This is a genomic window from Bacillus cereus group sp. BcHK124, from assembly GCF_027712065.1.
GTDB classification, from domain to species: domain Bacteria; phylum Bacillota; class Bacilli; order Bacillales; family Bacillaceae_G; genus Bacillus_A; species Bacillus_A pacificus.
Window position 1 is genome coordinate 33,639 of the sequence record NZ_JAQFPJ010000023.1, and the last position, 19,166, is coordinate 52,804.

Sequence of the window (19,166 nt, forward strand, 5' to 3'; positions counted from 1 at the left end):
GCGAGCATAGATGAATTTAGAAACAATTATTGGTTTAGAGGTTCACGTTGAGTTAAAAACAAATTCGAAAATTTTCTCTGCGAGTCCAACAGAATTCGGAGCGGAACCAAATACACAAACAAGTGTAATTGACTTAGGATACCCAGGAGTACTTCCTACTTTAAATAAAGAAGCAGTTAACTTTGCAATGAAAGCTGCAATGGCATTAAACTGTGAAATCGCAACAGAAACGAAGTTTGACCGTAAAAACTATTTCTATCCAGATAATCCGAAAGCTTACCAAATCTCTCAGTTTGATAAGCCAATTGGTGAAAATGGTTGGATTGAAATTGAAGTAGACGGTAAAAAGAAACGTATCGGTATTACACGTCTTCATTTAGAAGAAGATGCTGGTAAATCAACGCATACAGCTGACGGCTCATTAGTAGACTACAACCGTCAAGGTATGCCTTTGATTGAGATCGTATCTGAGCCAGATATGCGTACGCCAGAAGAAGCATATGCATACTTAGAGAAGTTAAAATCAATCATTCAATACACTGGCGTATCTGATTGTAAGATGGAAGAAGGTTCCTTGCGTTGTGATGCGAACATTTCCCTTCGTCCAGTTGGACAAGAGAAGTTCGGTACAAAAGCGGAACTGAAAAACTTAAACTCTTTCACTTACGTACAAAAAGGTCTTGAGTTTGAGCAAGCTCGCCAAGAAAAAGAATTATTATCTGGTGGTATCATCCAACAAGAAACACGTCGTTATGATGAAGCAACGAAGAAAACAATCTTAATGCGTGTGAAAGAAGGATCTGATGATTACCGTTACTTCCCAGAGCCGGACTTAGTTGAACTTTACATCGACGATGAGTGGAAAGAAGCAGTTCGTGCTTCTATTCCAGAACTTCCAGATGCACGTAAAGCTCGCTACGTTGCAGAATTAGGCTTACCGGCTTATGATGCACACGTATTAACATTAACGAAAGAAATGTCTGATTTCTTTGAAGCAACTGTTGCAGATGGTGCTGATGCGAAATTAACATCGAACTGGTTAATGGGTGAAGTGCTTGCGTACTTAAACAAACAACAAAAAGAATTAAAAGACGTTGCATTAACGCCTGCTGGTTTATCTAAAATGGTTCAATTAATTGAAAAAGGTACAATTTCTTCTAAAATTGCGAAGAAAGTATTTAACGAATTAATTGAAAAAGGTGGAGACCCAGAAGAAATCGTTAAAGCGAAAGGCCTTGTTCAAATTTCTGACGAGGGTACACTTCGTAAAGTTGTAACAGAAATTCTTGATAATAATGAGCAATCTATCGAAGACTTTAAAAACGGTAAAGACCGTGCAATTGGCTTCTTAGTTGGTCAAATTATGAAAGCTACAAAAGGACAAGCAAATCCACCGCTTGTTAACAAAATCTTACTTGAAGAGATTAATAAGCGATAATAGTAGTAACTTTTAAAGATTAAGCAGAAAAACACCCGTACATGGGTGTTTTTCTAGGTTAATCAAACGTTTGTTTAAATGAGAGAAAATTATTTAAACAAACGTTTGATTAACTGTCAAAAGTGGAAAAATGTTTGTATAGCAACTATGGTATGATAGTTGCAAAAAGGTGGGAATAATGATAAATCTAGAAATAGAGGTTTTTTCATCTCATGAAATAATAGATAATTATTATTCGTTATATGTAAATTGTTGTGAAGAAATAGATGGACATAAATTTTTTGTCAAATAAAACAAAACCATTGAAATGAATATTTACTTTTGATGGGCTACACGAATCGGGTTCTTACTGCCTGTTTGAGCGAGATAAAAGAAGGATAGGAAGATGAGAGGAGGTAGGCACGGGAATACTGAATAGAAGTTCGGTATGTTCTTTGTCGATACATAAAGAAATTTCCTGTGCTAATAAATGATGAAGCGAGCAAGAATTATTTATAATCCTACTTCTGGGCGTGAGCTATTTAAGAAGAGCTTACCGGAAGTATTACAAAAATTAGAACAAGCTGGATATGAAGCATCTTGTCATGCGACAACGGGTCCTGGAGACGCAACTGTGGCGGCGAGGCAAGCTGTAGAGCGTAAATTTGATGTTGTTATTGCGGCTGGTGGTGACGGCACGTTAAATGAAGTCGTAAACGGTCTAGTTGGTCATGAATTCCGTCCGAAATTTGGAATTATTCCAGTTGGAACAACAAATGACTTTGCACGTGCAATCGGTGTACCTCGTTCTATTGAAGAGGCAGCGGATATTATTTGTGAAGGAAAAACTGTGCCATTAGACCTTGGTAGAGCAAACGATACATATTTTATTAACATTGCTGGTGGCGGTCGTATTACAGAATTAACATATGAAGTACCAAGTAAGCTAAAGACTGTATTAGGACAACTTGCTTATTATTTAAAAGGTATTGAAATGCTACCATCACTACATCCAACATACGTTGAAATTGAGTATGATGGAAAATTACTACAAGAAGAAATTACGATGTTTTTAATTACGAATACTCGTTCAGTGGGCGGCTTTGAAAAGGTAGCACCATATGCATCAATTAACGATGGCTTATTTGATTTATTAGTGTTGAAAAAAGGTTCGATTGCCGACTTAATTAAAGCTGCAACACAAGCGCAGCGTGGTGAACATATTAACAATCCAAAAGTACTATACACACAAGCGAACCGAATTAAAGTGCATTCACCAGATAAACTAATGATTAATTTAGATGGTGAATATGGTGGAGATGCACCGATGGAATTCGAAAATATGTATCATTGTCTGGAACTATTTGTTCCTGAACATCAAGAGGATGCCCTGTAAAGGCATCCTTTTTTATTATATAGAAGAATTGTAAATTTGAAGTTAGTTTGATTTTTATGGTATTTTTACAATTCGTTTATTTTATATCCATACTTTATTGATACACTGGAGGAGATAAGAGATGAGAGGTGGGGTGTTATGGAGAAAGTAAAAGCAATACTATTTGATAAAGATGGGACATTAATGGATTTTCATTCAATTTGGATAAAAGTGGCTGAAGAACTTGTGGCTGAATGTATAAAATTATACCAACTGCCACAGTCAATGCAGCCGACTTTATTAAAAGAGATCGGTGTGGATGGGGTATTTGTTCACCCACGTAGCGCAATAGCGGCAGGAACAAGCCTTGATGTGGCAAAGGGGCTTTGTAAGTATATTACGTCATCTAAGGAAGAGGAAATGCATGAATGGGTAAGTGAAAAACTGTTTGCCCTTATGTACGAGCATCGTTCTTACATGAAAATGACGGCAGATTTACCGAGAATTTTACAAAGCTTAAAGGATAGAGGATTTATTTTAGGTGTTGTTACAGCTGATGATTTCGCACCGACAGAATTATTTTTAAAACAGTATCAATTAGAGACCTTTTTTGATTATGTTGTAGCTTCAGATACATTTGCGGCACAAAAACCCGATAAAAGAATTATAGAATCCTTCTGTGAGAGGTTTCATTTAAAGGCATGTGAAGTAGCGGTCGTTGGGGATACACCGACTGATTTATATTTAGCGAAAAATGGTGATTGCTATGCAATTGGAGTACTATCTGGTACAGGGAATCGTCAAACATTAGAACCACTTGCTGATTTAGTAGTACAATCTGTTGGGGACTTTATTTCTCATTCAGGTGAGTTTGTTTGGGAAAAAGGAAAGTCTAATGTGTAAGAAAAATAAGTCTATAAAGACTCTGAATGAGTCTTTATAGACTTATTTTTTATGGCGAAATAGAAGGTGTGTAGGATGAATACTGAAAAAGAATATTGGCATACATTTTGCAATGAAAAGAGAAAACAATGTAAAGAAAAGGATGGGGTACGTAATGAATACAAAAAAATTTGCTAAAGTAAATGAACAAATTCCTGGACCGAAAGCAGCATCTTTACTAGAACGCCGCCAAAATATAGTACCAAAAGGAGTAAGTAACGGCATCCCAACGTTTGTACAATCTGCAAATGGTGCTCTTGTTACTGATGTTGATGGTAATCAGTACATTGATTTCGCTGGAGCGATAGGAACAATTAACGTAGGACATTGTCACCCAGCTGTTAAAGAAGCGCTCCATAAACAAGTAGATCAATACATTCATACTGGCTTTAATGTCATGATGTATGAGCCATATATTGAATTAGCAGAAAAACTTGCGGCATTAGCGCCGGGAAGTTTTGATAAGCAAGTACTATTTTTAAATAGTGGTGCAGAAGCAGTCGAGAACGCTGTGAAAATCGCTCGTAAATATACAAAAAGACCTGGTATTATCGCATTTTCTAAAGGATTCCATGGGCGTACATTAATGACAATGACAATGACAAGTAAAGTAAAACCATATAAATTTGGATTTGGTCCATTTGCGCCTGAAGTCTATAAAGCGCCATTTCCGTATGAATACCGTCGCCCAGAAGGATTAACGGAAGAGCAGTACGATAACTTTATGATTGAAGAGTTTAAGAATTTCTTCATATCAGAAGTAGCACCAGAAACGATTGCAGCTGTTGTAATGGAACCTGTTCAAGGGGAAGGTGGATTTATCGTCCCAAGTAAGAAGTTTGTGCAAGAAGTACGCAATATTTGTTCAGAACACGGCATCTTATTTGTAGCGGATGAAATTCAAACTGGATTTAGCCGTACAGGAAAATATTTCGCCATTGATCATTATGATGTCGTTCCGGATTTAATTACGGTATCTAAATCATTAGGTGCTGGTGTACCGATTAGTGGTGTTATTGGGCGCAAAGAAATTATGAATGAGTCTGCACCAGGAGAACTTGGTGGAACGTATGCAGGAAGCCCGCTAGGATGTGCGGCAGCATTAGCAGTACTTGATGTAATAGAAAAAGAGAATTTAAATGATAGAGCGATAGAATTAGGAAAGGTCGTAATAAACCGATTCGAAGAGATGAAAAATAAATATAATTGCATCGGTGATGTGCGCGGTTTAGGAGCAATGTGTGCATTTGAGCTCGTTCAAGATCGTAAGACGAAAGCACCTGATAAAACGTTAACAGCTAATTTATGCGCAGAAGCAAATAAACGCGGCTTACTTCTACTATCAGCAGGAACATACGGTAATGTTATTCGTGTGCTAATGCCATTAGTGATTACAGATGAGCAACTTGAAGAAGGATTAACAATCATTGAAGAATCATTGCAAGTCTGTTATGAGAAAGCAAATATTGCTCGTGTTTAAAAGTTAAATAATAAAACAGCAAACATTCTAGCTGACTCTATATAAAATCCAGAAAATTCACTTTATAATAAAGGTAGTGAAGTGAATCGACGGATTGGAAGTTAGGGGTGGCTAGGATGGTTGCAGAAAAGGAACGAGTGTTAATGGATTTACAAGATGTATTTGAATATGCGTTTGACGAAATTTTTGTGACTGACGAAAAGGGAATCGTTGTACGTGTAAATAGTACATGTGAAAGGCACTATCAATTGGCTGCTAAAGAGTTAGTAGGTAAACATGTAAAAGAATTGCAGAAGGATGGTATCTTTTATCCATCGGCAACGTTAGAAGTAATTGAAAAAAAGAGACCGATTGAACTCGTTCAAACGACAAAATCAGGAGAGTATTTACACGTTCGTACAAGGCCTGTTTTTGATGAAGAGGGCAATTTAAGAAGGGTGATCAGTTACTCTCGTGATCTTACAGAACTCTATCAATTACGTCAAAAGGTAGAAGAAATGGATAATCAGTTAAAAACATATAAAAAAGAATTAAGAGAAACATATGAACATGAAGGACTTATTTTTAAAAGTATCGCTATGCAAAAAATAGTCGAGACAATCAAGAAAGTATCCGTGGTAGATAGTACTGTTCTCGTTTTAGGTGAGACAGGAGTAGGAAAGAGTCGATTGGTGCGTCATTTACATGAAGTGAGTAACCGGAAGAATGAAAGTTTCTATGAAATTAACTGTGCGGCATTGCCAACGAATTTAATTGAATCAGAGCTTTTTGGATACTCAGGCGGATCTTTTACAGGTGCGAATCGTGAAGGGAAAAAGGGACTATTAGAATCAGCGCATAAGGGAACTCTTTTCTTAGATGAAATTGGTGAAATGCCGCTTGAAATTCAAGCGAAGCTTTTGCAAGTGTTGCAAGAAAAAACGTTTCGCCCTATAGGCGGAAGAGAATTAAAAAAGGTGGACGTTAGAATTGTAGCGGCAACAAATAGAGATTTAAGTATGATGGTGAAACAAGGAACATTTCGGAAAGATTTATATTATCGTCTGAATGTCATTCCCATTGTAATCCCGCCACTACGGGAAAGAACAGAAGACATTTTGCCACTTATTTATCATTATTTACAACACTTTAACGAGAAATATGGTCGGAATGTAAAATTAGCGCCTAGCACATTGCAAATGTTTGTTGGTTACCCGTGGGAAGGAAATAATAGAGAAATTGAAAATGTGATTGAGCGAATTGTTATAACTGCTGATGATATCGTTACGATAGAGGATTTGCCAATAGCGATGCAAGAATCAACAGTTGAACAGTCTGGTCAAAGTCTCTATAAAATGTTAGAAGAAGTAGAACGGAATATTATTTTGAAAGCATATAAAACATATGGATCGAGTTATAAAGTAGCGGAGTTTTTAAAAATAAGTCAATCTGCTGCCACGAGGAAAATAAAGAAACTTATAGAGGAGGAAGAGAACATTGGATAAAAAAGCGACGTTTGTAAATGTAGAGAAAAAGGCGATGTATATAAATGGTGAGTGGATTACATTGCAAGAACAAATCGAAGTAAATAATCCAGCAACGAAGGAAATATTTGCGACTGTACCAAAGGGTGGGGTAACTGAGGCAAAGCAAGCCGTTGATGCTGCACATGAAGCTTTTAAATCATGGTCTAAGTTAACAGCGGCAGACCGTGCAGTGAAATTAAAAAAATGGTTTACACTTATCGATGAAAATAAAGAAGAGATTGCAGCGATTATGACGAGAGAACAAGGAAAGCCGTTTGCAGAAGCGCTTGGTGAAGTGAATTATGCAAATAGTTTTGTCGAATGGTATGCAGAAGAAGGAAAACGCGTGTATGGTGAAATGATTCCTGCTTCTCATCCAAATAAACGTATTTTAGTTATGAAGCAACCAGTCGGAGTTATGGCAGCTATTACGCCTTGGAACTTCCCTGCTGCTATGATTACGAGAAAGGTAGCTCCGGCGCTTGCAGCAGGCTGTACAGCGGTTGTAAAACCTGCAAGTCAAACGCCGTTAACTGCGTTGAAATTAGCTGAATTAGCTCATGAAGCAGACATTCCAAAAGGCGTAATAAATATTGTAACAGGTAGTGCGAAAGCAATTGCTGATACGTGGATGGAAGATGGGCGTGTTCGAAAAGTGTCCTTTACAGGATCAACGGAAATTGGGAAAGAGTTAATGGCTAGTGCGGCACAAACGATGAAAAAGGTTTCACTTGAGTTAGGCGGTCACGCACCGTTTATTGTTATGAATGATGCAGACTTAGATAAAGCGGTAGAGGCAGTAATCGGTTCGAAATTCCGTAACGCAGGACAAACGTGTATATGTACAAACCGAGTATTTGTTCAGGAAGAAGTTTACGAAGTATTCGCAGAGAAGTTTCAAAAGGCAGTAGGGCAGTTGAAAGTAGGAGACGGTTTCGGTGACGGAACGACTGTAGGACCACTTATTGACGAGAATGCAGTTTCGAAAGTACAGGAACATATTGAAGATGCTATTCAAAAAGGTGGAACAGTTTTATATGGTGGTCAAAAGGTTGCAGAGCTAGACGGACACTTTATGCAACCAACTGTAATTGGATTGGCGAATGATACGATGCTTTGTATGAATGAAGAAACATTTGGACCAGTTGCACCTGTTGCGAAATTTAAAACGGTTGAAGAAGTAATTGAACGTGCAAACAATACGCCATACGGTTTAGCAGCGTACATTTTCACGAAAGATATTAGTCAAGCATTCCAAATTAGTGAAGCGTTAGAGTACGGTATTATCGGTCTAAACGACGGTCTTCCATCAGTTGCACAAGCACCATTCGGTGGATTTAAAGAAAGTGGTATCGGTCGTGAAGGAGGCCATTTCGGCATCGAGGAATATTTAGAAATTAAATATATTTCATTGGGACTATAAGTAGTATACTAGAATCTCTATAAGGTAACAGAGAAGGAGATTCTAGTATGGTATATTGGCTATTATTACTTGTTACAATTATTTTTGAAGTAGCTGGAACAATTGCGATGAAACTATCAAATGGTTTAACAAAGCTTGTTCCGAGTGTACTGATTTTCGTGTTTTATGGAATTTGTTTCAGCGTGTTCGCCATCGTTGTGAAAAAGATCCATTTAAGTATTGCTTATGCTATTTGGTCTGGCGTTGGAACATTGCTTATTACAATCATTAGTGTGTACTTTTTTAAAGAGCATATTAGTTTATTTCAAGCATTTTGTATTCTTTTTATTGTTTTGGGTGTCATTGGGCTTAAGGTTTCATCGGCATCATGAAAGCTATCTTTTGTAGAAGATAGCTTTTTTCTATTTGTGCAGTTAGCAATTAATACGACAAAATATGACAAGAAAGAGTAAAGCGTTTTGTTATGATATATATGAAATTTTGTCTTATGTGGAGGAAAGAGTATGTTAGAAAAGGTAAGTCAAATTGTTTTAATTTTTGGCATAGCTTTTAGTTTAAGTGCTTGCACTGAGACTAAAGATAGTAATGAAAGTAAACAAGAAGATGTTCAAGATAAAGTGTATAAAATAGGGGAGACAGTAGACGTAGATGGTTTGCAAGTAACTATCGATTCAGTTAAATTAGGATATCCGGATTATGATGAGGATAAAAAGAAAGAGGAGATTTTGGGGATTATTTTCAAAGTAGAAAATAATAGTAAAAAGGAAATACCTTTTGCATTTTATGAATTTGAGATTACCGATAAGAAAGGTACAAGATTTAAAGAATATAATAACCCTGATAGCTTTATTAGTAAAAAGTTAGCACCAGAAGAAAAAATTCAAGATATCATGCTATTTGACGTAGCGAAAGAAAATACGTATATCGCTACGTATAGACCAGAGTTTACGCGTGAAAATAGAACAATAAAATTTGAATTGAAACCAAATAAATAAAGAAACACATTGGATTATCCAATGTGTTTCTTTATGGTAATAAATTTAAAACGCCCAGTTACCTTTACGGAAGATAGGCTCATGTCTGCCATCAGCAGTAATACCGTCAATATCAAGCTCAGCTGATCCAATCATGAAATCTTCGTGTGTAATACTAGCGTTTGCGCCATTTTTAGCAAGTTCTTCTTTAGACATCGTTTTTCCGCCAACTAAGTTAAATGCATAAGCATTTCCGATTGCAAGGTGGCAAGATGCGTTTTCATCAAATAGCGTGTTGTAGAATAAAATATTTGTGTTTGAAATTGGTGAATCATGAGGTACTAAAGCTACTTCTCCTAAGAAGTGAGAACCTTCATCTGTTTCTACTAAATGTTTTAAAGCTTCTTCTCCAACTTCAGCTTTATAATCTACGATACGTCCGTTTTCAAATGTTAACGTGAAGTTATCGATAATGTTACCTGCAAATGCTAACGGTTTTGTACTAGATACTTGGCCGTTTACACCTGTTTTAAGTGGCATTGTAAACACTTCTTCAGTTGGAATGTTCGCCATAAATGGTACGTTCTTTTCATTTAAGCTACCAGCACCAGCCCATACATGTTTTTCTGGAAGTTCGATCGTTAAATCTGTTCCAGGACCTGTATAGTGAAGAGCTTTATAATGCTTTTCGTTTAAGTAATCAACTTTTGTATGTAATGTTTTATCGTGTTCTTTCCATGCTTCCACAGGATTTTCTAAATCAGCACGAGTAGCTTTGAAAATAGCATCCCATAGTTTTGCTTCTTGTTCTTCTGGTGCAACGTCAGGGAATACTTTCGCAGCCCATTCTTTCGTAGGAACAGAAATGACACACCAGCTTACTTTATCAGCTTGTACGTAATCACGGTATACTTTCATTGCTTCACCAGCTACTTTATGAGCTGTTGCGATACGCGTTGGTTCTACACCTTTTAATAAATCAGGGTTTTCTGCATAAATAGACATAAATGCAGCGCCTTCTTTTGCTAATTCTTCACGAGCGTGTGCTTTCCAAGATGGGAACTCAGCGAATGCTTCTTCAGGAGCTAGATCAAACTTTAAGCGTGTTAACGTCTCATCATTCCAATCCACATATACGTGTTTTGCACCAGATTTATATGCTTTTTCTGTAACGAGGCGTACAAATTGTACAGCTTCAAGAGGTGCGCTAATTGATAATGTTTGTCCTGGTTGAATATTAACACCAACATTGACTGCAAGGGCAGCATATTTCTCTAACGTTTGTTCAAATGACATATGTATAATCTCCTTTAATTTGAAAGATTTCTTACTATATATAATACAAGAAAATTCAAAAAATATATATAAATATAGCGTAAAAAGAGAGCTCAAAATATATTGAGCCCTCATCGTTATTGAATCGAAGAAGCAAACTGTTCTACGGTCGTCGTATGGTGTATGCGAACACGCTTCATTTTTAACAATTCATCGGGTTCACCTTTTGTAATGAATTTTCCGGGTTTTGTTGTCGTCGCAAATTGATAATATTTCTTCGTTTCTGCAACGACTTTATCATCTACATGACCGAATGGATAAGCAACTGCGATAACGGGCTTACCTGTTATTTTTTCTAACTTTTCTTTTGATCCTTTTAATTCCTCTTCATAGTTTGTAATTTTCGGTAAGTCTGCATGCGTCGCTGTATGAGATTGCACTGAGAAAATGCCGGAATTGACCATTTCTTTTATTTCAGAAGTAGACAGTGATCCTTCTACATCAACGTTATCAACAATCATATATTCTGTTGCTGTTGGTTTAAACGTATCGTCTTTTAGCTTTTGTAAAACATGGAATGCATTCATGTTATTTTTCATACCGTCATCAAATGTAACAAAGATAGGTTTATTTACTTTATTAATATCACCCCAACGTTCAAAAGTTAGTAATGTATAGCCGTTGTCTTTTAAATATTTCATTTGGGCTTCAAAGTTAGCAGGTGATACGAATAAGTCTTTAATGCCTTGTCCGTGATAATCATCGATTGCATGGTACATAAGAACGGGAACTTTTTGTTCGAAAGTAATAGCAGATTTTGTGAGTGGAATGGTTTTCCCATCTTCTTTTATACCTATTGCTTCAATTTGAAACTCACCGCGTTTTCCTTCAAATTCTTTTATATCAAAAGGAAGTGTAAACTGTTTCTCCTTTTCTTTAGAAGAAAAAGATTTAGTGTGTTCCCTTCCATCAGCAGTACGCCAAATTTTATATTGTACTTCAGTTAAAGCATCTTTTATATCTGTCATATGAATAGTAGTGTTTGTAGATTCATGTGTAATTTGGTTATAAGAAATTTTCCCTTGTTCTTTCACGGTCTCTTCTTGTTTCTTAGTTTCTTGAATTTTTTTCTCTTTTTTAGGTTCTTGACTTACATTGTTAGTATTACAACCTGCTAAAATGGCAGATGTACATAAAGCGATTGCAGCATATTTTCTCATAAAATCACCTTCTATTGTGTATTATGTTACATATTTATATTTAAAATCCCCACCGCTGTAAGAGAGGTGGGGACATACCCTTGTTCATCATAGCATTTGAAGAAGATGTATGGAATGAGAAAAGTAACAATAGATAAAAAAAACACCTTACTTCAACGAGTAAGGTGATTTTTTATTAAATAAACAATCCAGCGATTGTCGCAGATAAAATAGAAGCAAGTGTTGATGCAAATAGCATTTTCCAACCAAATTTCGATACGACGCTTCCTTGTTTCTCAGAAAGAGCACGAATTGTACCAACGATCGCGCCAATTTGGCTAATACTTGCGAAGCTAATTAAGAATACTGTAACGATTCCAACTGTACGTGGAGATAATGTTGCTGCAACACCTTTTAAATCAAGGATTGCTACAAACTCGTTTAATACAATCTTCGTACCCATAATTCCGCCAGCTGGGATAATATCTTGAGCTGGAATCCCCATTAAGAATGCGAATGGAGCAAGTACGTAACCGAAGATTTGTTGTAACGTAACAGCATGTCCCATTGCCCCTGAAGCTGCACTAATTACGTAGTTTACAACTTCCATCACACCGATGAAGGCGATCATTAATGCTGCAACGATACCAGCTACTTTTAAACCATCAAGCGCGCCGTTAATCATCGCACCGATAAAGCTGTCTCCGAATAGCGTTCTATCAAATTTTTGAATCACTTCGTCTTCTTTTTTCGTATCAACTGGTGTTAATAACGAACAAACGATTAAGCTTGAGAATAAGTTTAGCGGAAGAGCTGCTAGTACGTATTTTGCATCTAACATCATTACGTATGATGCTGTAACAGAAGCAGAAACTGAGCTCATTGCAGAACAACAAATGATAAACATACGGTTTTTATTGAAATGTTGTAAATCATTTTTAATAACGATTAACGCTTCACTTGAACCGAAGAATACAGAGTTTACCGCATGGAACGATTCAACGCGTGGTAAACCAGTAATTTTTGAAATCGCACCGCCGACAACACGAACGATGAATGGTAAAACACCTAAATAACTAAAGATAGAAAGTAGTGCTGAGAAGAATACGATAATTAATAGTACGTTTAAGAAAAAGACAAAGTCTCTTTGAATTCCATTAAAGAGAAAATCAACACCTGTCGTACCAAGTTTAATTAGTTTGTTGAAAACTTTACCAATGAAAATAATGATTTGTTGACCAATCTTTGTGCCAAACATAAACCAACCGATTAAAATTTGAAAACCAATCATAATAGCAATTGCACGGAAGTTGATTTTACTTTTGTTGTTTGACAAAGCAAAACATAAACCTAAAACGACAAGAATACCGATAATGCTCATTACATATTGCATGTAGTTACCCCTTTCAGAAGTTCGTATAAAGTTTGTACATAAAACGCTCGTTGTATTACTAAAAATAAAACAAAGAGGTTTTATGTCATACGTAAGATGTCTGACCTTTTAGAAAAATGGAAATAAAAAAAGACCCATATGGATTCACTTTCATCTATGAGAGAAAGCTAATCAATATGAGTCCTTTTTTGCACATAGGCTAATATTCATTAGTTTTCCCCATAGTCCAGCAATTTAAGGTTGCCGGGTAGAAACTCTCGATCCATATTATCGAGTATATATGAGGTAACATCGTCCGTATTAAATTAGTAGTAGCGTAACATTAACAGAGAACTATCGTCAATAGCTTTTTTTCTTCCAATAGAAATAGACCATATAAGTATGATAAAATGTAACGCAGTGTTATGAAAAAGAGAGGTCGGAAAATGAGTACAAAAATGACGCCACCAGTTGAAAAAAACGAGTTTATAGATGTAGTATTTGAAGATTTAACACATGATGGTGCCGGTGTTGCGAAAGTAAAAGGCTATCCTATTTTCGTTAAGAACGGATTACCAGGTGAAGAAGCGCAAATTAAAATTATTAAAGTGAAGAAAAACTTCGCATTCGGTCGTTTAATGAAGCTTCATACAGAGAGCCCATATCGTAAAGATGCCGAATGCCCAGTGTACAATCAGTGCGGCGGTTGTCAGCTTCAGCATTTAACATATGAAGGACAATTACAAGCGAAAGAAAAACAAGTACGCGACGTTATGCAGCGCATCGGAGGACTAAGCGATGTTCCTGTTCACCCTGTACTCGGCATGAAGAATCCGTGGGTATACCGTAATAAAGCACAAGTGCCAATTGGAGAACGTGAAGGCGGACTTGTAGCTGGTTTCTATCGTCAAGGAACGCATGACATTATTAATATGGAATCATGTTTAATTCAAGCAGAAGAAAACGATACATTGATTCAAGAAGTAAAACGTATTTGTGAAAAACACGGTATTTCGGCGTACAACGAAGAGCGTAACAAAGGAACGCTTCGTCACGTAATGGCTCGTTACGGACAAGTAACAGGGGAGATTATGCTTGTCTTCATTACTCGTACAGCAGAACTGCCAAACAAAAAAGCAATCATTGAAGAAATTGCTACGAAATTCCCAGAAGTAAAATCAATTGTTCAAAACGTAAACCCGAAACGTACAAATGTAATCTTCGGAGACAAAACGACAGTACTGTACGGATCAGAATATATTTATGACTTTATCGGCGATATTAAATTTGCGATTTCAGCACGTTCATTCTACCAAGTAAACCCAGAACAAACAAAAGTGTTATACGATAAAACGTTAGAATACGCAAAATTAGATGGCAATGAAACAGTAATTGATGCCTATTGTGGAATTGGATCAATCTCCTTATTCCTAGCACAAAAAGCGAAAAAAGTGTACGGCGTTGAAATTGTCCCAGAAGCGATCGAAGACGCAAAGCGTAACGCAGCACTAAACAACATGACAAACGCTGAATTTGGTGTAGGAGAAGCAGAAGTAGTTATTCCAAAATGGTATAAAGAAGGCGTAATCGCTGACACAATGGTCGTAGATCCACCGCGTAAAGGTTGTGATGAGGCACTACTTAACACAATCATCGACATGAAACCAAAACGCGTCGTATACGTATCATGTAACCCAGCAACATTAGCACGTGACTTAAAAGTACTAGAAGAAGGTGGATATAAGACGCAGGAAGTACAACCTGTTGATATGTTCCCGCATACGACTCATGTGGAGTGTGTAGCTTGGCTGAAGTTGGTATAATAGGAAAGCAGTTGATATAGGAAAATCTATACCATCTGCTTTTTGGTTTATTGAGAGTTTGAAATTGTATTCATAGTGAGAGGATTTGAATTTGAAATGATAGATAATTTTTGGCGTAATTTACCACGACCATTTTTCGTACTTGCACCAATGGAAGATGTGACAGACGTTGTTTTCCGTCACGTAGTAAGTGAAGCTGGTCGTCCAGATGTATTCTTCACAGAGTTCACAAACTCAGATAGCTATTGTCATCCAGAAGGTATGAAAAGCGTACGTGGTCGTTTAATTTTTACAGAAGATGAACAGCCAATGGTGGCACATATTTGGGGAGATAATCCTGAATATTTCCGTCAAATGAGTATTGGTATGGCAGAGTTAGGATTTAAAGGCATTGATATTAATATGGGCTGCCCTGTACCGAACGTAGCATCAAGAGGGAAAGGTAGTGGCCTTATTCTACGTCCAGACGTTGCGGCAGAACTTATTCAAGCTGCAAAAGCAGGCGGACTACCTGTCAGCGTAAAAACAAGACTTGGCTTTAAAGAGTTAAGTGAGTGGGAAGATTGGTTAACGCATATTTTCAAACAAGATATTGCAAACCTTTCTATTCACTTACGTACAAGAGAAGAGATGAGCCAAGTAGATGCACACTGGGAGCTAATTCCGGAGATTAAAAAATTACGTGATCGTATTGCACCAAATACGCTCCTAACGATAAACGGAGACATTCCTGACCGTAAAACTGGGCTGGAACTTGCTGAAAAATACGGTATTGATGGTGTTATGATTGGACGAGGCATCTTTAAAAATCCATTTGCCTTTGAAAAAGAACCAAGAGAGCATAGTAGTAAAGAACATCTAGATCTTTTAAGACTACAGCTCGATCTTCAAGATCAATATGCAGAAGTATTACCACGCTCTATCACAGGACTACATCGCTTCTTCAAAATTTATGTAAAAGGCTTCCCTGGAGCTGCTGAATTGAGAAATCAGTTGATGAGTACGAAGTCGACGGATGAAGTGCGTACATTGCTTAATCAGTTTGAGGCGAGTGTTAGTGAGACACAGGGGAGTGAAACTGTGTAACTTTTGAAAGTTAGAAGGGATGGAGTGTAGCAATTTTATCCCGCATTAACGAGCAGTAAGACCCCCACCTCAAAATTCAGCGGAAGCAAAGAAGTTAGGTGGGGGGCGGACTGCCCATAAAAGCCTGATTGGTTCAACTAATAATAAGTGGGGGATGAACCAAACCCCCACTTATTAAATAAAGTTTCACTTTATTACGCCTATAATTGGAGGCTATGTAAATGTTAAGTGATCAGACGAGATATTCTAGGCTCGCAAATATAACAAAAATAATAAATACAAAATTAGAACTACGTGAAGTATTGCAGCGTGTAACAATGGCGATATCAGAGGAGATTGTTAGGTGTGACGCTGTTGGAATTTATTTACCTGAAGAAGATGGAACATTTAGAGGGTTTGCGGGAAAACCAGAGACCATAAATGGCGTAACGCTCGATACGCAGGTAATTGATCCTGAAATAGACTTACTGGCAAAAGAAGTTATTGAAACTAAAAAAACGATCTATATTCCTGATACCTCAAAGGATCATCGACCGGATCCGAGACCAGTCGATGCGTTCAAAATTAAATCTTTATTAGCTCTGCCTATCTCATTTGGGCAAGAGTTATTTGGTCTTGTTTTTTTATTTGATTATGGAGTTCCAATGAACTTAACAGATTCAGAAATTCAAAGTGTTGAAGCTTATGTAAATATGGCGGCGGTCGCCATTCAAAACGCAAAAAATTTAACCCAAAAAGAAAATCTTATTGCCGAGAAGCAGCTGTTACTAAATGTTACCCGTGATTTATCAGTGTGTTCCTCGGTACAGGAGATTTTTGATAAATGTTTTTTTTACTTAGGACAGATTTTAGAGAGTAAAAACATGGCTGCCCACCTTTTAGACCGGCTAGATAAAACAACGATTAAAACAACGAAATTAAGCGCGGACTGTGATTGGGCAGAAACTGACTGGACGGAGAAAACCTATGAAGCCAAGCTTCGAAAGGTTATTCAAACAAAAAATATAGATAGTAAGGGCCTACTGATGCTGCCATTAGTTTCGATGGGAGAAGTATTAGGGGTAATCGTCGTTGGTAAAGGGGCAAAAGCTCATAATTACGATGCTTCCCGAATTCAACTGGCAAAATCTATCGTTGATGCTACAGCTCCTACGTTTTCAAACTTGTTATATATGGATCAACTTGAAAGTATGGTGGAAGAAAGAACGAGAGAACTAGCTGTTGCTAATGAAAAAGTTACAAGTGTGATTGAAAGTATTACGGATGGATTCTTGACTTTGAATAATAAATGGGAATTTACGTACGTAAATAAGCATCAACATTTCCCGCAAAGAAAAACAGCAAAAGATGTATTAGGTAAGAATATATGGGAGGTCTTCCCAAGTAGCATCGATACAGTTATATATAAGGAGCTTCATCGTGTAATGTCAGAGCGAAATACAGTTCATTTCGAATTTCTTTCTACCTCTGAAGAATATTGGTATGAAGTTATTGCATATCCGTATGATGATGGCATTTGTTGTATTTGTAAAAATATAACGGAAAAAAAGCAATATGAGCAGGAATTGAAAAGGTTATCCAACATAGAGTTAATAGGGCAAATGGCAGCAGGTATTAGCCACGAGATTAGAAATCCAATGACAACAGTACGAGGATTTTTGCAGTTATTAAAAGAAGAGAACAACTATGAGAAACATAATAACTACTTTAATTTAATGGTTGAAGAACTTGATCGTGCCAATTCTATTATTACTGAATTTCTCTCAATCGGTAATACAAAGAAATCAGATTTGCAGATGTTAGATTTAAACTCAATTATCCGTGATATTATTCCTTTAATAAAGATTGATACGCATAATCAAAATAAATATATTCAAGTCGATACAAATGACGTTCCAGAATTACTCTTAAATCGTAATGAGATAAGGCAATTATTAATGAACCTATACCGTAATGGCTTAGAAGCGATGAGTACAGGGAAAACTCTAACCATTAGCACCTATAAGGAAGGGCAAAAATGTGTGGTGCTTGCAGTGCGGGATGAAGGGAATGGTATCAGGCCTGAAGTATTAGAGAAACTGGGGACTCCATTTTACACAACCAAAGATAATGGAACTGGATTGGGATTAGGCGTATGTTATGCCATTGCTGCCCGTCATAATGCAAAAATAGAAATTCAAACAGGATCCGAAGGCACTACCTTTTTTGTTAAATTTAATTATTTAAATAATAAAAACTAATCTTATTTAGATTAGTTTTGTTGAACTGTATCACAAATATTTATATTTGAGTAGTATAAAAAAATGGACAAACCTATATTAGATTTGTCCATTTTTAAGTGTGTTAATTAATAGTAAAGCCCCAACCATAATTTCGCACGGTTATTCCATCCCTTTTTGCTTTATTAATATCATCCTCAAAGGAAGGTGCTATCCCACTACCAACTAAAATACCTTTTACAGTATTTAATTTTAATTCTTTTTTACATAGTTTAATATAATGTTTAATTTGATTTAAAGCGTTTCTATCAATAGGTCCTTTCTTAATTTCTACTACAATAAATTCGTTATTAGTAGTATCTCTTAATAACAAATCTAAACGTGATTCATCTGAGAAGATATGTTGTGATTTTTCAATTTTATAGTTTACATCAAGTATTGAAGGGTTAGAAATGATGAATTTCTCGATATCTCTTTCTAAAATTTGAAATACTTCTTCAGCGGTTAAAACTCTATTAGTAAGTCTACCCTTGGACTCATTTTGCTCAATTAAATCTAACAATAAATTGATATCAGATGGATTCAATTCTTTCCAAGTACGAAGAGCAGAAGAAATTGCACTTAATAAAGATTGATTAGGATTAAGGTTTGCAGGTCTGGATAATTTACTCAATAATTCAGGGGTAATTTCCAAAGGAACTTGAAGGACTTTAGATTGAATAGGATTTCCAAACGCAATACATTCGCTTGGTGTTAGTTGTTGTATCTCTTTCTTTAGGTGGGGATTATCATATTTATTCATGATTAAACGATTCTGTTTGATATCTTTTACAATCACGACTTCTTCGACCAGATAATATGCGGTTATATAGCGCTTGTTATGTATTGTTTTATGAAAGAATAGAAAATCTCCCTTTTGTACTTTTTGGAGTTTGTCGGTATTAGCCCCTGACTCTCCATATGTATATTCTGTTAGCATCGGGTCCTCATGTCCGAAATTTCGTTCAGCATCTTTATAACCAATTAGATAATTCATTATTGATTCCCTCCTATATGAACTCTAGTATCATTATAAT

Annotated in this window: 15 protein-coding genes and 1 riboswitch; of the genes, 11 read left to right on the forward strand and 4 right to left on the reverse strand. The window is 36.5% G+C overall.

Annotated elements, in window-relative coordinates:
• Window positions 1-10 precede the first annotated feature (10 nt).
• The 8 genes from gatB to PDK19_RS23335 all read left to right on the forward strand — a co-directional run bounded on the left by gatB (window position 11) and on the right by PDK19_RS23335 (window position 9,137).
• Window positions 11-1,438, forward strand: a complete 1,428-nt coding sequence (gatB, locus tag PDK19_RS23300) for an Asp-tRNA(Asn)/Glu-tRNA(Gln) amidotransferase subunit GatB (RefSeq protein WP_001047674.1) — start codon at window positions 11-13, stop codon at window positions 1,436-1,438.
• A 469-nt stretch (window positions 1,439-1,907) separates the two neighbouring features.
• Window positions 1,908-2,813 carry a diacylglycerol kinase gene (locus tag PDK19_RS23305; protein WP_000977677.1) on the forward strand — a complete coding sequence of 302 codons (906 nt, stop codon included), beginning with the start codon at window positions 1,908-1,910 and terminating at the stop codon, window positions 2,811-2,813.
• Window positions 2,814-2,951: 138 nt separating this feature from the next.
• Entirely contained in the window at window positions 2,952-3,695 is a 744-nt protein-coding gene (locus PDK19_RS23310) for an HAD family hydrolase (RefSeq protein WP_000416638.1), read from the forward strand.
• A 154-nt stretch (window positions 3,696-3,849) separates the two neighbouring features.
• Window positions 3,850-5,214 (forward strand): 4-aminobutyrate--2-oxoglutarate transaminase, encoded by a 1,365-nt coding sequence (gene gabT, locus PDK19_RS23315; protein WP_001093016.1) that lies wholly within the window; start codon window positions 3,850-3,852, stop codon window positions 5,212-5,214.
• A gap of 116 nt (window positions 5,215-5,330) precedes the next feature.
• Entirely contained in the window at window positions 5,331-6,698 is a 1,368-nt protein-coding gene (locus tag PDK19_RS23320; RefSeq protein ID WP_000225163.1) for a sigma-54 interaction domain-containing protein, read from the forward strand.
• Window positions 6,691-8,142 (forward strand): NADP-dependent succinate-semialdehyde dehydrogenase, encoded by a 1,452-nt coding sequence (gene gabD / locus PDK19_RS23325; protein ID WP_000358112.1) that lies wholly within the window; start codon window positions 6,691-6,693, stop codon window positions 8,140-8,142. The genes PDK19_RS23320 and gabD overlap by 8 nt, the downstream gene beginning before the upstream one ends.
• Window positions 8,143-8,189: 47 nt before the next feature.
• The gene (locus PDK19_RS23330) at window positions 8,190-8,513 is read left to right on the forward strand and encodes a DMT family transporter (RefSeq protein WP_000263262.1); all 324 of its coding nucleotides are present in this window, start codon (window positions 8,190-8,192) and stop codon (window positions 8,511-8,513) included.
• A 132-nt stretch (window positions 8,514-8,645) separates the two neighbouring features.
• Entirely contained in the window at window positions 8,646-9,137 is a 492-nt protein-coding gene (locus PDK19_RS23335; RefSeq protein WP_000891129.1) for a DUF4352 domain-containing protein, read from the forward strand.
• Window positions 9,138-9,182: 45 nt separating this feature from the next.
• Here the strand turns inward: PDK19_RS23335 and PDK19_RS23340 are convergent, their stop codons facing one another.
• The 3 genes from PDK19_RS23340 to PDK19_RS23350 all read right to left on the reverse strand — a co-directional run bounded on the left by PDK19_RS23340 (window position 9,183) and on the right by PDK19_RS23350 (window position 12,983).
• Window positions 9,183-10,412, reverse strand: a complete 1,230-nt coding sequence (locus PDK19_RS23340) for an aminopeptidase (RefSeq protein WP_000007361.1) — start codon at window positions 10,410-10,412, stop codon at window positions 9,183-9,185.
• 116 nt (window positions 10,413-10,528) lie between these two features.
• Entirely contained in the window at window positions 10,529-11,611 is a 1,083-nt protein-coding gene (locus tag PDK19_RS23345; RefSeq protein ID WP_074615571.1) for a polysaccharide deacetylase family protein, read from the reverse strand.
• A 175-nt stretch (window positions 11,612-11,786) separates the two neighbouring features.
• Entirely contained in the window at window positions 11,787-12,983 is a 1,197-nt protein-coding gene (locus tag PDK19_RS23350; protein WP_001200497.1) for a NupC/NupG family nucleoside CNT transporter, read from the reverse strand.
• A 202-nt stretch (window positions 12,984-13,185) separates the two neighbouring features.
• A riboswitch (purine riboswitch) is annotated at window positions 13,186-13,287 on the reverse strand.
• 121 nt (window positions 13,288-13,408) lie between these two features.
• Between PDK19_RS23350 and rlmD the strand changes: the two genes are divergently transcribed.
• The 3 genes from rlmD (at window position 13,409) to PDK19_RS23365 (ending at window position 18,111) form a co-directional block, all read left to right on the forward strand.
• Window positions 13,409-14,785, forward strand: a complete 1,377-nt coding sequence (rlmD, locus tag PDK19_RS23355) for a 23S rRNA (uracil(1939)-C(5))-methyltransferase RlmD (protein WP_000105046.1) — start codon at window positions 13,409-13,411, stop codon at window positions 14,783-14,785.
• Window positions 14,786-14,881: 96 nt separating this feature from the next.
• A complete protein-coding gene (locus tag PDK19_RS23360) occupies window positions 14,882-15,871 on the forward strand; it encodes a tRNA dihydrouridine synthase (RefSeq protein WP_000566719.1) in 990 nt (329 codons plus the stop codon).
• Between the two features lie 221 nt (window positions 15,872-16,092).
• The gene (locus PDK19_RS23365; protein ID WP_000947569.1) at window positions 16,093-18,111 is read left to right on the forward strand and encodes a GAF domain-containing sensor histidine kinase; all 2,019 of its coding nucleotides are present in this window, start codon (window positions 16,093-16,095) and stop codon (window positions 18,109-18,111) included.
• 103 nt (window positions 18,112-18,214) lie between these two features.
• On the opposite strand, the gene PDK19_RS23370 is transcribed toward PDK19_RS23365, so the two are convergent.
• A complete protein-coding gene (locus PDK19_RS23370; protein WP_001108406.1) occupies window positions 18,215-19,126 on the reverse strand; it encodes an endonuclease NucS domain-containing protein in 912 nt (303 codons plus the stop codon).
• Window positions 19,127-19,166: the final 40 nt, after the last annotated feature.